This window comes from Klenkia sp. AC732 (genome assembly GCF_979256525.1).
The window spans coordinates 24,700-39,752 of record NZ_CEEDOS010000044.1 but is presented as its reverse complement, the minus strand read 5'-3'; the positions used below and the strand labels follow the sequence as shown (position 1 = coordinate 39,752).

At 72.8% G+C, this 15,053-nt stretch carries 11 protein-coding genes; 5 read left to right on the top strand and 6 right to left on the bottom strand.

Translation table 11 applies throughout. The features are described 5' to 3' along the window. The 4 genes from fdh to AC0IVP_RS18255 all read left to right on the top strand — a co-directional run. The coding region (gene fdh / locus AC0IVP_RS18270) for a formate dehydrogenase (RefSeq protein ID WP_471758404.1) at positions 1-2,655 on the top strand (2,655 nt) is incomplete at its 5' end. Then, a complete protein-coding gene (locus AC0IVP_RS18265; protein WP_471758402.1) occupies positions 2,652-3,743 on the top strand; it encodes a 4Fe-4S dicluster domain-containing protein in 1,092 nt (363 codons plus the stop codon). The genes fdh and AC0IVP_RS18265, both read left to right, overlap by 4 nt. Continuing rightward, positions 3,740-4,939, top strand: coding sequence for an NrfD/PsrC family molybdoenzyme membrane anchor subunit (gene nrfD / locus AC0IVP_RS18260; protein WP_471758400.1), 1,200 nt, complete (start codon positions 3,740-3,742; stop codon positions 4,937-4,939). The genes AC0IVP_RS18265 and nrfD overlap by 4 nt, the downstream gene beginning before the upstream one ends. A 207-nt stretch (positions 4,940-5,146) precedes the next feature. Continuing rightward, positions 5,147-5,926: an LPXTG cell wall anchor domain-containing protein gene (locus tag AC0IVP_RS18255; RefSeq protein WP_471758398.1), complete on the top strand. Its 780-nt coding sequence runs from the start codon at positions 5,147-5,149 to the stop codon at positions 5,924-5,926. Positions 5,927-5,955: 29 nt separating this feature from the next. Here AC0IVP_RS18255 and AC0IVP_RS18250 read toward each other — a convergent pair whose 3' ends face one another. From AC0IVP_RS18250 to AC0IVP_RS18240, 3 genes are all read right to left on the bottom strand, one after another. After that, positions 5,956-6,201: a hypothetical protein gene (locus AC0IVP_RS18250; protein ID WP_471758396.1), complete on the bottom strand. Its 246-nt coding sequence runs from the start codon at positions 6,199-6,201 to the stop codon at positions 5,956-5,958. 74 nt (positions 6,202-6,275) lie between these two features. Beyond that, complete coding sequence (gene pelF / locus AC0IVP_RS18245) at positions 6,276-7,988, bottom strand: GT4 family glycosyltransferase PelF (protein WP_471758394.1); 1,713 nt, start codon at positions 7,986-7,988, stop codon at positions 6,276-6,278. 184 nt (positions 7,989-8,172) lie between these two features. Next, entirely contained in the window at positions 8,173-9,636 is a 1,464-nt protein-coding gene (locus tag AC0IVP_RS18240) for a hypothetical protein (protein ID WP_471758392.1), read from the bottom strand. A 276-nt stretch (positions 9,637-9,912) separates the two neighbouring features. On the opposite strand from AC0IVP_RS18240, the gene galE reads away from it, so the two are divergent. Further along, positions 9,913-10,890, top strand: coding sequence for a UDP-glucose 4-epimerase GalE (galE, locus tag AC0IVP_RS18235; RefSeq protein WP_471758390.1), 978 nt, complete (start codon positions 9,913-9,915; stop codon positions 10,888-10,890). On the opposite strand, the gene AC0IVP_RS18230 is transcribed toward galE, so the two are convergent. The 3 genes from AC0IVP_RS18230 to AC0IVP_RS18220 all read right to left on the bottom strand — a co-directional run bounded on the left by AC0IVP_RS18230 (position 10,880) and on the right by AC0IVP_RS18220 (position 14,967). Next, positions 10,880-11,956 carry a putative glycoside hydrolase gene (locus AC0IVP_RS18230; protein ID WP_471758388.1) on the bottom strand — a complete coding sequence of 359 codons (1,077 nt, stop codon included), beginning with the start codon at positions 11,954-11,956 and terminating at the stop codon, positions 10,880-10,882. The genes galE and AC0IVP_RS18230 overlap by 11 nt on opposite strands. Before the next feature lie 31 nt (positions 11,957-11,987). Continuing rightward, positions 11,988-13,670 carry a DUF4832 domain-containing protein gene (locus AC0IVP_RS18225; protein WP_471758386.1) on the bottom strand — a complete coding sequence of 561 codons (1,683 nt, stop codon included), beginning with the start codon at positions 13,668-13,670 and terminating at the stop codon, positions 11,988-11,990. Positions 13,671-13,872: 202 nt separating this feature from the next. Then, a complete protein-coding gene (locus tag AC0IVP_RS18220; protein WP_471758384.1) occupies positions 13,873-14,967 on the bottom strand; it encodes an LCP family protein in 1,095 nt (364 codons plus the stop codon). Positions 14,968-15,053: the final 86 nt, after the last annotated feature.

The window sequence follows — 15,053 nt, the reverse complement described above, 5'->3', positions numbered from 1 at the left end:
GACCTGGTCAACAGCGACTGCATCGTCATCGAGGGCTCGAACATGGCCGAGTGCCATCCCGTCGGGTTCCAGTGGGTGATGGAGGCCAAGGCGCGGGGCGCCAAGGTCATCCACATCGACCCGCGCTTCACCCGGACCAGCGCGCTGGCCGACACCCACGTGCCGCTGCGCGTGGGCACGGACATCGCGTTCCTGGGTGGGCTGATCTCCTACGTCCTGGAGAACGAGCTCGACTTCCGCGAGTACGTCACGGCGTTCACCAACGCCTCCTCCATCGTCGGTGAGGACTTCGTCGACACCGAGGACCTGGGCGGCCTGTTCTCCGGCTGGGACGACGAGTCCAGCAGCTACGACAAGACCAGCTGGCAGTTCGAGGGTGCGCACGAGCCCTCGGCGACCGGCACCGACGAGATCGACCCGCCGGCGCCCGAGGCCGACGCGGTGGGCAAGCCGCGCACCGACCCGTCGCTGCAGCACCCCCGCTGCGTCTACCAGGTGATGAAGCGGCACTTCGCCCGGTACACCCCGCAGATGGTCGCCGACGTGTGCGGCATCGAGCCCGAGGTGTTCCTCGACGTCGCCCGCGCGGTGACGGCGAACAGCAACCGGGAGCGGACGACGGCCTGGGTCTACTCGGTGGGCTGGACGCACCACACCGTGGGCGTGCAGTACATCCGCACCGCCGGCATCCTGCAGGCCCTGCTGGGGAACATGGGCCGTCCCGGCGGCGGCATCCTCGCGCTGCGCGGGCACGCCTCCATCCAGGGCTCGACCGACATCCCGACGCTCTACAACCTGCTGCCCGGCTACCTGCCGATGCCGCACGCCGCCGAACACACGTCCCTGGACGAGTACTGCGCGGTCGGGGACCAGATGGCCGGCTTCTGGGGCAACACCCGGTCCTACACGGTCAGCCTGCTCAAGGCCTGGTTCGGCGACGCCGCGACGGCGGAGAACGACTACGCCTTCGACATGCTGCCCAAGATCAACGGTGACCACGGCTCCTACCGCCAGGTCGCGGACATGATCCAGGGCAAGATCCCCGGCTACTTCCTGGTCGGGGAGAACCCGGCCGTGGGCCACGCGAACGGCAAGATGCAGCGCCTGGGGCTGGCGAACCTGGACTGGCTCGTCGTCCGGGACCTGCAGATGATCGAGTCGGCGACCTTCTGGAAGACCGCACCGGAGATCGAGACCGGCGAGCTGGTGACCGAGCAGATCGGCACCGAGGTCTTCTTCATGCCCGCCGCCTCGCACACGGAGAAGGAAGGCACCTTCACCAACACCCAGCGGCTGCTGCAGTGGCACCGCCAGGCGGTCGAACCGCCGGACGACGCCCGCAGCGACCTGTGGTTCTACTTCCACCTGGGCCGCATCCTGCGCGAGCGGCTCGCGGACTCGACCGACCCGCGCGACGTCCCGCTGCTGTCGCTGACCTGGGACTACCCGACGCACGGCCCGCTGGTCGAGCCCAGTGCCGAGGCGGTGCTGCGCGAGATCAACGGCGTCGGGCCCGACGGCAGGACGCTCAGCTCCTACACCGAGCTCAAGGACGACGGGTCCACGACGGCCGGCTGCTGGATCTACACCGGCGTCTACGCCGACGAGGTCAACCAGTCCGACCGGCGCCGTCCCGGCCGCGAGCAGGACTGGGTGGCGGCCGAGTGGGGCTGGGCGTGGCCGGCGAACCGCCGCACGCTCTACAACCGCGCGTCCGCGGACGCCGAGGGCAAGCCGTGGAGCGAGCGCAAGGCCTACGTCTGGTGGGACGAGGAGGCGCAGCGCTGGACCGGGCACGACGTGCCGGACTTCGAGGCGACCAAGCCGCCGTCCTACCGGCCCGAGCCGGGCGCGACGGGGCCCGACGGGATCTCCGGGGCCGACGCGTTCATCATGCAGAACGACGGGAAGGCGTGGCTGTTCGCGCCGTCCGGGCTGGCGGACGGGCCGCTGCCCACGCACTACGAGCCCGACGAGTCCCCGGTGCCCAACGCGCTCTACGAGCAGCAGGCCAACCCGGGCCGGGAGGTCATCGAGGCCGCCTGGAACCGGAGCAACCCGCCGACCAGCCCGGTCTACCCGTACGTGTTCACCACCTACCGGCTCACCGAGCACCACACCGCCGGCGGGATGAGCCGCACGCTGCCCTACCTGTCCGAGCTGCAGCCGGAGTTCTTCGTCGAGGTCAGCCCGCAGCTGGCCGCCGAGCGGGGGCTGGAGAACGCCGGGTGGGCCACCCTGGTCAGCGCCCGGACGGCGATCGAGGCCCGGGTGCTGGTCACCGAGCGGATGCGTCCGCTCAAGGTGGGCGGCGGGAAGGTCGTGCACCAGATCGGCGTCCCGTACCACTGGGGCGAGCAGGGCCTGTCCACCGGCGACAGCGGCAACGACCTGTTCGGCGTCGTGATGGACCCCAACGTGCACATCCAGGAGTCCAAGGTCGCCACCTGCGACATCCAGCCCGGACGCCGCCCGCGGGGTCCGGCCCTGGTCGACCTGGTCGAGTCCTACCGCGAGCGGGCCGGGGTGAAGTCGGGCCGGGTGCCCGTCGGCGGGCGCTCCCCGGTCGAGGAGACGAACATGACGGGGGAGGACGCGCCGGCAGCCGAGACCACGCAGCGCCGCCCGTCCGACAGCTGGGAGGGGACAGCGTGACCAGCATCAGCTCCGCGAGCCCCGCGTTCACCGGGAACGACCCGGAGAACAGGCTCTTCGGACCACTGCCCGACGTGTCCGGCGAGGCCGGCTACGAGGACGACCACCCGGCCCGGGTCGGGTTCTTCACCGACACCAGCGTGTGCATCGGGTGCAAGGCCTGCGAGGTCGCCTGCAAGGAGTGGAACACGCTCCCGATGGACGACGCCGACGGCAACCGTGACGCCATGGGCCTGTCCGGGATGTCCTACGACAACACCGGCATGCTCGGTGCGAACTCGTGGCGGCACGTGGCCTTCGTCGAGCAGTCGCGTGCCGTGGACCTGCCGATGCCCTCGATCGGGCTGCCCGCCGCACCCGGCCAGGGCACCGACGGCGGCGGTGGCTGCGGCGGGTCCTGCGGGAGTGCCGAGTCCCCGTCGCACGGGGCGGCGGACGGCACCACGGTGGCCCAGCACGACGTGCTGAACGCCCAGGCGCTGTCCTCCTTCGACCCGCAGACGTCCCAGTCGGCCGACCGGGAGATCCGCTGGCTGATGTCCAGCGACGTCTGCAAGCACTGCACGCACGCCGGCTGCCTGGACGTGTGCCCGACCGGGGCGCTGTTCCGGACCGAGTTCGGCACCGTCGTCGTGCAGGACGACATCTGCAACGGCTGCGGCTACTGCGTGCCGGCCTGCCCGTACGGCGTGATCGACCAGCGCAAGGACGACGGCCGGGTCTTCAAGTGCACGATGTGCTACGACCGGCTGACCGACGGTCTGCAGCCGGCCTGCGCGACGGCGTGCCCCACCCAGTCGATCCAGTTCGGCGACCTGGAGGAGCTGCAGGCCCGGGCCGACGCACGTCTGGCGACCCTGCAGGGCCAGGGCGTGGAGACGGCGCGGCTCTACGGCCGGGACACCGACGACGGCGTCGGGGGAGCGGGGGCCTTCTTCCTGCTGCTGGACGAGCCGGAGGTCTACGGCCTGCCGCCGGACCCGGTGGTGACCACCCGTGACCTGCCCTCGATGTGGCGGCACGCCGCCGGTGCGGCCGCGATGCTGGTCGGCGTCGCGGTGACCTCGTTCCTGGGACGCCGGCGGTGACCGGCCCGCAGCACGGCCCGGAGGTGACCCAGGAGCAGAGCCCGGGTCTGTCGGAGACCGGGGTGCCCGCCGAGGCGGTCGACGCACCGTTGGACCACCGCCCGGGCACCTCCGGGGTGGCGACGCCGGGCGGCGGCTGGCGCAAGGCCGACGGCCCCTCCGCGCTCAAGCGGGAGAAGCGCAAGCGCAAGGGCGGTGGCCGCCGCGGTGGTGCCCGTGACGGCGACCCGACGGTCGGCGACGCGGACTTCCAGTCCTACTACGGCCGGCAGATCGTGAAGTCCGCCGTCTGGAAGACCCCGGACGTGCCGCTCTACCTGTTCCTGGGTGGTGCGGCCGGCTCGGCCTCGGTGCTCGGTGCGATGGCCGAGTTCACCGACCGCCCGGCGCTCGCCCGGACCGCGCACTTCATCGCCGGTGGCGGGGCGATCGCCTCGGTCGGCTTCCTGATCCACGACCTGGGACGGCCGGAGCGGTTCCTGCACATGCTGCGGGTGTTCAAGCCGACGTCGCCGCTGAGCGTGGGCTCCTACATCCTGTCCCCGTTCAGCGCGTTCACCGGTGCCACGGCGGCCCTGCACCTGCTGGGCCAGGTCCCCGCGGTGCGCGGCTCGTCGGGCTGGGTCCCGCGGCTGGTGCGGTCCGTGGGGCTGCGCCGGACGGTGGGTGTCGCGGGAGCGGCGTTCGGGGGGCCGATGGCGGCCTACACCGCGGTGCTGCTGGCCAACACCGCGACGCCGTCCTGGCACGAGCCCGGCGACCAGCTGCCGTTCGTGTTCACCGGCTCCGGGCTCGCCGCCGGTGGTGGCCTGTCGATGGTCTTCACGCCGGTGGACCAGGCCGGCCCGGCCCGCAAGGCCGCCGTGGTCGGTGCCGCGGTCGAGCTGGTGGCGATGCACAAGGTGGAGCACGACCACGGCATCGTCTCCGAGCCCTTCCACATCGGCCGGGCCGGGACGCTGCTGCGCCTGGCGAAGGCCTGCACCGCGACCGGTGCGGTCGGCGCGGCGGTCCTGGGCGGCCGGCGCTGGGGCGCGGTCGCCTCCGGTGTGCTGCTGGCCGCGGGTTCGGCACTGACCCGGTTCGGGGTGTTCGACGCCGGCATGGCGTCGTCCAAGGACCCGAAGTACGTGGTCGTCCCGCAGCGCGCCCGGATGGCCGCCCGGGCGGCCGCCGAGGCCGACACAGCCGTCTGACCTGCGGAACCACTCCGACCGCATGCCGGGATCGCGTGCCGGGGTCGTCACCCTCCGGTCAGGCGCGCTGGTGCGGACCGTCCCGTCACAGGACTCCGACACCGGACGCCTCCCCAACTGCCAGGTGGGTGTGAGGGTCGCCGAGGACGTCCCGCCGGAGGGCGTCGTCGGCCCGCCGTGGGGTGGGTCCAGGCGCAAGGAGCACGCGTGTCAGTTCGTCGTTGGGCAGTCGTCGGAGCCGCACTGGTGGGCATGACCGCCGCCGGTACAGGGGTGGCCTCGGCCACCGACGAGGGCTACGAGCCGTCCCACCCGGGCTGTGCGGACCTCTCCACCGCCACCTACGGCGAGGGCGAGCCGTCCACCCCGTGTGGCGAGGAGCCCGGGGTCGAGCCCGACGTGCGGGTCACGATCGACCGGGACTGCGCCGAGCCGGAGACCCTGACCCTCCACGTCGAGGGCGAGGGGCTGTGGGCGGAGGACGTCCACGTCCTCACCCTCGAGTCCGCCGGGTTCCTCACCGACCTCGACGCCTCGTACTTCGAGGTCCCCCTGGTCGTCGACGAGGACGGCACCGTCTCGGTGGACCTCCCCGCGACCGAGGACGCCGACGTGACGCTGGCCGACGGCCCCTTCACCGTCGACTTCACGGTGTACGCGACCTACGAGGAGCACGGCTACGAGGCCGTCGAGTACGTCGTCGACGAGGGCCACGTCGACGTCCCCGCGTGCGAGGCACCCGCGACCCCGCCGGTCACCCCGCCCGTGACCCAGCCGGTGGTGCCCGTGACCCCGGCGCCGACCACCGCGCCCGTCACGACCCCGGCCGTGCCGACCGTCGTCCCGGTCGCCGTGCACCCCGTCACCGCTGCGCCGGCCGTGCTGGCCAACACCGGGTCCCCGGTGACCACGGCTGCGCTGCTCGGCGGCGGTCTGCTGGTCGCCGGTGCCGGTGCGCTCGTCGCCACCCGGCGTCGCGCTTCCTGACCCGACGGTGGGGCCGGGCGGCGTCGTCCTCAGACGCTGACCCGGCTGCACGTCCGTGGGGCCCGTCCGCGCCGTCGACGGCGCGGCGGGTCCACGCGGCGGGTCACGACCTCGGCGAACAGCCAGGCGTCGTGGTCCTCGGGCAGCCGGCGCGGTCCCGGCGTGCGGGCGGGGACCGGTGCCACGGCGACGCCGGCCCGCTCCCACCAGCGGCTCAGCAGCCAGGGCACGACCACCAGGGCGCCCAGCAGGACGAGGACACCTGCGGTCGGCATGTCCTGTCATCGGCTCCGGGGTGGCCCGGGTTGAGCCGCGCAGGGTCTCGATCCGGTCACGCGGCCCCGCGGGGTCAGGGGGCGGTGTGCCGCCCCCCGGTGCGGGCGACACCGTCGGCCATGGCCCGGATCGGGGTGTCCAGGGCCGCGGACGTGTGCACGAACCCCCGACGGTCGCCCTCGGGCTCGGCCGGGACGTCGATGGGCCTGTCCCCGAGCTCCCGGTAGAGCTTCCCGTAGGCGGCCATGGCATCGCTGAGCTGGAAGAACGACGTGACCCGGCCCCGGGCGTTCTCCGCCAGCTCGACGTAGAGGTCGGTGTCGGACATGACCGCGGCCAGGCCGTAGGCCAGCTGGGTGGTCATGTCCAGGGGGTCGACGAGGATGCCGCAGCGGCCCCAGGTGGTGCCCTCGGGGGTCGTCAGGGGGTCCTCGACGAGCTGGGCCATCCCGCCGACCTCGGTGCCGACCGTGGGGATGCCCGCGGTCATCGCCTCCAGCACCACGATGGGCTGGCCCTCGTTGTAGCTGGACAGGACCAGGAGGTCGTAGGCCCCCAGCTCCTCCTTGACGTTGACCGTCCCGCGGAACGTGATGTGCGAGCCGACGCCCAGCTCCTCGATGCGCGCGACGCAGGAGTCGTAGTAGTCCGGGAGGTGGTCGGTGGGGCCGAGCACGTCCAGGTGGAAGTCGGTGAAGCCGAAGTCGACCAGCTGGCGGACGGTGGCCACCAGCTCGAGCAGGCCCTTGATGGGCACCACGCGGGCGATGTACACCAGTCGCCACGTCTCGGGGGTCTCCCCACGGGCGAAGCGGGCGAGGGCGGCCTGCCGGAGCTGGAAGGCGGCCTCGACGTCGGCGGGGATCATCCCGTTCGGGATGACGATGGACTTCTCCACCGGTGCGCCGAGGTCGGCGGCCTCGGTGATCGCCTTGGGGTAGAGGTAGGTGATCGCCTCGGCGGAGGGGTAGCAGAAGCGGGCCATCTCGATCCACCAGGCCATCCACGCCCGCTGCGTGGGGGTGACGTCGAAGTCCCGCCAGTCGTTGGCCTTCAGGGTCTTGGCCATGTCCCGGTCGAGCAGGGTGTTGACGGTGTCGCGGACGTACAGGTTGTGCTCGGTGAGCAGGAAGCGCCCGTCGTTCTGGCGGGCGCCGGCTGCGCTGAGGAGCGAGGCGTAGCCCGTGGTGTGCGCGTGGTAGACCCGGGCCCGGGGGATCTCGGCGCCCAGCACGGCGCAGGCCAGGGAGTAGAACTCGCGCAGCAGCCAGAACATGTCCGTCAGGGGCAGGCCGAGCTGGGGCAGCCGCCGCATGAGCTCGGCCATGAACTCCTTGGTCCCCAGCAGGGCCCACAGCGGGTAGCGCCGGGTGCGCGGGTTCATGCCCTCGTCGTAGAGCTGCCACAGCGCCTCGGGCTTGTCGACCAGGACGTCCTCGAGCGCGTCGAAGAGGCGGGCGGAGACCGCCCGCCGCGCCGGGGCACGCATCTTCAGGTGCCGCGCGGTGAGGGACGCGAAGTCCTCGCGGTGCTCCTGCATCGACAGGTAGACGGGGTGCACCCAGGCCACGTTCGAGGGCATGCCGTACAGGTCCTCGTGCGGGCTGTCCCGGTCCCAGGTGATGTGGATGATCCCGAAGGTCGTCTCCGGGCTGTTGACGACGATGTCGTGGACGACCGCGGAGACCCCGCCCTTGAGGTAGGGGTAGGTCGACTCCATGACGATGGCGACATCGACCTCCGGGAGGTCGGCCGCGGGCGTCGGTCCGGTGCTGGGCTGCGTCATCGGGACGTGTTCCTGCTTCCTCGGCCCCGGGGGGCCGTCAGGGCTGTCCGTCCCAACTCGTCGGGCTCGCGTCTGGGTCGGGTTCGGCGTGTAGGAACCCCGGTGCGGCACTGCAGGGGGTGGGGTGGTGCGTGGGCGGGACCAGGAGGCCCCGACGGGGTTCACGGGTGCGGGCGGACGGGGTTCACCACGAGGTCGCGTGTCGCCAGAAGAGCGTGTACTCGGGCTCGCGCCAGTGCCGCAGGCACAGGACCAGGGAGGCCGCGAAGAGCACGGCGGCGATGCCGGCGAGCACCCAGTAGGTGGCGGCGCTGGCCGGGACCAGGGCGAACACGAGCACCACGGCGATCAGGTGCAGGGCACCGATGACCTGTCCGGGTCGCGTCGCGCCGATGTAGTCGATCTTGTAGCAGGTGACCGTGGTCATCATGAAGAACCAGGACGCGACGGCGACGGCCGCCGTGAGGTGCAGCGCCTGTGGCGCCAGCGCGCCGGTGAGGGCGGTGATGCCGAACCCGAGCAGCGCGGCGAAGAGCCCGGTCCGGGCGATGGAGGAGGCGACGCTGTCCCGCAGCAGCGAGGACGAGGCCCGCAGCGTCTCCAGCGTGCCGGACTCCATGGCGGCGCGCAGCGTGGCGACCGAGCGGTCGAAGGACGGCGCCAGGGCGACGAAGTACACGTTGTACGCGAGCACGGCGGGCAGCAGGGCGATGAAGACCGTCTGGACGGCGAACTCGCCGTCGGCCGCCAGGAAGAAGACCAGCTTGTCCGCCCACAGGACGGCGCCGACGAACAGCCCGCGGAGCAGGTCCGCGGCGACGTCCCGCCGGTCCAGGACGTGGGGCCGCCGCGCCTCGCCGAGCTGCCGCCAGAGGGGCACCAGCTGGGTGAGCAGGCCGACCAGGGGCGGCAGGAACCACCACGCGGGGGCGACGAGCAGGGCCACGGCGTAGGCGGTCCACGCCACCGCCCACATCCGGCGGCGTCCGCCCACGTTGGTCAGCACCAGGGACTGGGCGAAGGCCAGGTGCAGGACGCACAGGGCGCAGTAGACGGCCAGGGCGGACAGCGGCCACTGCATGACGATCTGGACCGGCAGGGCGAAGACCGCGACCACGGGGACCGCGCGGAGGAGGACCAGGGGCCACACGGCCATGAACCTGGCCTGCAGGGCCACCGTGTCGCCGGCCTCGACGAGCGGGCCGATGCCCCGGTACAGGGGCAGGCAGACGGCCTGGCTCAACCACGGCACGGTGAGGGAGGAGGCGAGCAACATCGCGGTGAGGCTGACGCCGCCCACCGACTCCCCGGCGATGCGCGAGCTGGCGATGGGGAAGACCGTGGTCAGCAGGATGACCGGCGACAGGTGCAGCAGCAGCTCGGTCGTGAGCCGGGCGGAGCGTCGCAGGGGGGCCCCGGACGAGCGCCGGCGGAGACGGCCGAGGACGGCGGAGACGAGGACGACGACGAGGGCGGCCGCGCCGAGCCCGATCGACGCGACGTCCGAGACGTCGTCGAGCAGGACGGTGGCCACGAGGAAGAAGACGGTGGCGACCGCGGTCCACACCGTGGGGTGCACGCCGGCGCGCCGGCCGGCGGCACGGACGGCGAGGTCGGGAGCTGGGGCAGTGGAGTCTGCGGTCTGCACGCTGTTCCTTCGTCCGGGCGCCTCCCCCCGAGGCGTGAGACCAGAGTGTGCAACAGCGTTCAACTACTCACCGTGAGTAACCGATCACTGGACATCGAGGGCTCACGACACGTGGCGTCACCGCTACGCACTGTGGAAAGACTGAGCCGTCTCGCAAGGTGAGTGCCTTTCGAGGAACGCAGTCGTCTGCAATGGACATCACAATGAGTCATCTGGGTTAACGAACCGGTGTTTCCGGTACCTGAGCTGTCGTTGGCGGCTCGTACAGTGCCCCGCATGTCGTGGATGGTGACGGGCGGAGCCGGTTACATCGGGTCACACGTCGTGACCCAGATGGTGGACGCCGGTTGGGACGTCGTGGTGGTCGACGACCTGTCGACGGGTGTGGCCACGCGGGTCCCGGGCGTCCCCGTGGAGCGGGTGTCGTTGCTCGACGTGGCGGCACTCCGGGAGGTCTTCCGAGCTCACGGCGTGGACGGCGTCGTCCACCTGGCCGGCAAGAAGCACGTCGGTGAGTCGATGGCGCGCCCGCTTTACTACTACGAGGAGAACGTCGAGGGCCTGCGCCGACTGCTGTCCGTGGCGACCGACGAGGGCGTCGGCCGGGTCGTCTTCTCCTCGAGCGCCGCCGTCTACGGCAGCCCGGACGTCGACCTGGTCACCGAGTCGACGCCCTGCCGGCCGGTCAACCCCTACGGCGAGAGCAAGCTCGTGGGGGAGTGGCTCCTCGCGGACCTGGCCCGGACCGGTCTGGCCAGCCTGTCGTTGCGGTACTTCAACGTCGCCGGTGCCGCCGTCCCGGCGCTCGCCGACACCGCCGTGGCCAACCTGGTCACCCAGGTCTTCTCCCGTCTGGACGCCGGACTGCGCCCGCAGGTGTACGGGGACGACTACCCGACGGTCGACGGCACCGGGGTGCGGGACTACGTGCACGTCGCCGACGTCGCGGCCGCGCACGTCGCGGCCGTGCGCGCCCTGGAGTCCGGCGCGGTGCAGCACGACGTGCTGAACATCGGCCGGGGTGTCGGGGTCTCCGTGCGGGAGATGTGCGCCCTGATCGCCGACGTCGCCGGGCCCCGGGCCGCCGACCTGCCCGCCGAGGTGGTCCCGCGACGCGCCGGTGACCCGGCCCGCGTGGTGGCGTCGGCGGACCGTGCGCGTGCGGTGCTGGGGTGGCGCGCGCAGCACGACCCCGCGGAGATGGTGCGCTCGGCCTGGGAGGGGTGGCGGGCGCTGCACCCGCTCAGCGCCTGAGGACCACGCCCTGGTGCGGTGGCACCGTGGTCTTCCCGGTCACCGGACGGCCGTCCACGTCGCGCAGGCCCTCGGGCACGGCGAAGGCGATGGCGCGGCGCTTGTTCTCGTTGAGGTTGACCGCGGCCCAGCCGCCGGTGAACTCCTGGGCGTAGCCGTTGCCCCGCTGGGTCCTGGGGCCCACGGGGTCACCGAGATCCCAGTCGAGCTGGGGCACGAAGGGCGTCCCGCTGTAGCCGTCGTGGTCGGTGGCGGAGAAGGAGGTCCGGGGGCCGCCGAACACCCACACCGCCGCGAGGCCGTACAGCACGTTCGGGTGGGTGTCGGTGCCGTCGGTCGCGATCCGGGCGATGGTGATCCCCGGCCCGTCGAGCTGGGGCATCTGGGTCAGTGCGGTGTGCGGGTCCAGGTGGTCCTCCGGGCTCCAGGCCAGGAACACCTCCTCGAAGCCGCCGCCGTAGGCCGCGTGCCGCTCCCACCGGCCGGGCTCGCGGCGGGACTCCGCGATGTTGGGGACCAGCAGCTTGCCGATGCCGTTGACCCGGCGGCCGGCTGCGGCCACGAGCCCGTCGAGCGCGGTGCGGAGGTCGGCGAGGGTGCGTCCGCCCTCCAGCGGCGGCCGCAGGCCGTAGTAGTCGTCGTAGACGTCGTTGTCGGCCATGACGCCGTCCCAGGCGCTGTCCTCGAGGAAGTCGTGGACGTTGTCGCACCACCGCTGCTGGTAGTCCTCGTCCCACACGGCCATCTGCCAGTGGTGGGGGTAGGTGGCCCACTCGATCCGGGTGACCCCGTCGGCGCGGTGGGCGAACCACTCCTCGCCGGCCTCCTCGGCCTCCTCGAGGCTCACCCCGGACGTGTAGACCGGCCCGGTCTCGTTGCTGCGCACCGACGACAGGCACTGGTAGGCCAGCACCGTCATGTCGGGTCGGGCCTCCTTCAGCCGCGCGGCTGCCGCGCCCTCCCAGGGCTGCAGGATCGCCACTGCGTAGTGCTCGATGGCGAAGGCGATCTGGTCGTCGTCGAGGGGGTCCTGGTAGCGGATCCACGCCCCACGGTGCCTGGTCATCCCACCACCCTGTCAGATGGCGGCCGACCGGTCAGCCGGTCACCCGCAGGGCCAGCTGCAGGTCGTTGGTGCCGTGGACCGCGTCCCACGTGCCCTCGTTGGCCAGCCTGAGGGCGTACTCCGGCCGCGCGGCCAGGGTCGGTGCCTGGTCCGGGAGGGCCAGTTCGAGCTCGTAGGACCCCGGTGTCGCCGGCGCGACCACGTCGACCACCACGGTGCGGCTGACCCCCGGTGCCAGCGTGGTGACGTCCAGCGGGAGCTGCACGGACGTCGTCAGCCCGGGTGAGCGCAGGACCAGCACCGCCGGGCGGGAGCTCACGGGGGCCGCGTAGCCGTCGTTGACCAGGGTCAGGGTGACCAGGGCGTGGCCGCTCGCGTCCGCGCTGGTCAGGGTGGAGGCGGCGGTCAGCCGGATCCGGTAGCCCAGGCGGGCGGTCGCCGTCGCCAGCCCGTCGGGTCCCCACGAGCCGAGCACGTCCCGGTCGAAGTCCGCGTTGAGGTACGTGTAGTGGTGGGCAGCGAGCTCGAGGGCGGCGGTCGGCCACAGGGACCGCGGTGCGTTGACCGCGCAGGTCTCCCCGCCGGTCGCGGCGGTGGTGCTCCGCTGGGCGAGCCAGGCGTGGTCGCCGGCGTCGACGAAGGTGCCCATGTCGGTGTCGCTGGCCAGGAAGCAGTCGTTGTGGACGCCCAGCCTCGCGGCCCGGGGGTCGACCGCCGCCAGGCGGCGGGCGATCTGGGGGTAGCGCACCTGCAGGTCGATGCCCCCGTCGACGGTGTCGACGAGCCGGGTGAGGAGCCTCAGGCGGGCGTCCCAGTCCGCGGGCGTCAGGTCCCACGGGCGGTCGGGGTGCGTGGCGAAGTGGTCGGAGTAGTACCACTCGCCCCAGCGGCCCACGAACCCCGCCTGCAGGGCGAACACGACGTCGGAGGCCCGGTTGACGACCGGGACCAACTGGTCGACGTGGGCCAGCACCCGCTCCACGGGTGCGTCGGCGGAGGAGGTCGAGGTGTAGGCGAAGCGGAGCACGACCTTGACGCCGGCCCCCCGGGCGATGGCGAGGTCCGCCGCGAGCTGCCCCAGGAACCGTCCGTCGACGGTGTCCCGGTCGCGCAGCCCGTCCAGGTAGACGACCCGGTAGACGAGCGTCACCGACTCGCGCAGCCGCCATCCCGACAGCTGGGCCGGGTCCAGGGGGGTGTAGGCCGAGCCGTCGGCACTCCAGTGCGTCTCCGTGTAGTGGTACATCCCGCGTTCGGGGTTGGCCGGGGTGACGGCGCTGGGCGCGTAGGTCCGGGAGACGACGCCCACCGCCCCGGCCGTGTCGCCGCCCACCGGGAGCCCGTCCGCAGGTCCGGCGCCCGGGACGACGGCCGACGCGGTCGCCGGTGCGGCCCCGGACCCGCTGGGCACGCCGCTGGGGACGCCGGTCGGGGACGCCACCCCGCCGGCGGACGGGTCGGCCCGCGTCGGGTCCCCGCCCGCGGTCGGCGTCCCGGTCGTGGCGGAGGAGGGCGTCGTGGTCGTGGTCGTGGTCGCGCCGGGTGTCGCGCCGGAGGCGTTCGAGGGTGCCGACGGTGCCGGGGGTGGGGTGTCGGCGGCGACGGCCGGGACGGCTGGGACGGCCACGCAGGTCGGGGTCCCGCACCGGTCCGCGTGCACCGGGGTGGGCGGGTCGACCGCGGACGAGGCCAGGGTGAGGACGAGCGCGGCCACCACCCAGCCGGCTCGCCGGCGCGCCCCGCGGGGGCGTCCCGGGTCACGTCGGCCCGACCCGTCGCGCCGTCCCACCGTCAGTCGTCCCCCTCGTCGTGCCCGGGGCGCCGAGGGGCGCCCGTGGCTCTCCTGGGTCATCGGCGCCGGCGGGCCGGAGCTTGACCCCGGGGGAGGGGGACCACCCGGTCGGGGGGCTCCCGGGTCAGTTCGGGTTGGCGGGCAGAGCCTGGTCGGCGAACTCGTCGGCGTTCTGGCCCAGCGAGTCGGTCTGCAGGTAGCCCCACATGCGTGCGCCCCCGACCGGGTCCAGGTAGACCACGCTCGCGGCCCCCTCGCGTCCGGTGCCCAGCACGGGAGCGGTGAAGAAGTCCATGCCCTCCGGGGTGAGGCCGCGGGCCGAGGCGGCGAGTCCGAGCAGTGTCGTGTTGCCGAGCGTGTCGTCGACGGCGATGGAGCTGGTGATGGCCAGCAGCACCCGGTCGACCTGGGCCGGGCTGGTGAACGTGCCGTCGGCGAAGAGCTGGCCGAACATCGACCGCAGGTAGTTCTGCTGCCTCCGCACGCGGTCGAAGTCCCCGCCGGGCAGGTCGTAGCGCTGGCCCACGTACCAGCGGGCCATGTCGCCGTCGAGGTGGTTGGTGCCGGCGGTGAAGGTGTACGGGCCGTTCGTCGTGGTCTCGGCGACCGTGACGTCCACCCCGCCCAGCTGGTCGGTCATGGAGATGAGCCCGTTGAAGCTGATCGCGGCGAAGTGGTCGATGCGGACGCCGGTGAGCTCCTCGACGGTCTGGATGAGCAGGGTCGGGCCACCGATGGCGTACGCGGCGTTGATCTTGTCCTTGCCGTGGCCGGGCACGTCCACCCACGAGTCGCGGGGGATGGAGACGACCTGGACGTGCTGGCGGTCCCCGGACAGCCGGGCGATCATGATGGCGTCGGAACGTGCGTCGGGGAGCTGCCCGTCCACCACCTCGGCGCGGGTGTCCGAGCCGACCAGCAGGAACGTCACGGGGTCCTCGTCGGCGGCCGTGGCCGGGGCGGCTGCAGCAGGTCGAGCCGAGTCGTCCAGGGCGTCGAAGACGTCCTGCACGCGCGCCAGGTCCCCGGCGTACCGCTCGACCAGGAACCAGGCCGCGCCGCCGGCCACCAGTGCGACCACGGCCGCGACGACGGCGAGACGGGTCAGCAGCCGTCGGGCCCGCCGGCTGCGCGGACGGGGCTCCGGGTCGGCGCCGCCGGCCGCGTCCTCGGCATCGCGGGACTCGTCACTGCTGGTGCCGCTGAGTGCCTGGTCCATGGTCTCCCTCGCGTCTCCGACAGCCGAGGGTAGAGCGCGCAGCCGCAGGTCCCGGGCGGGATCACCCGTTCGGGGGTGCGGGCGTC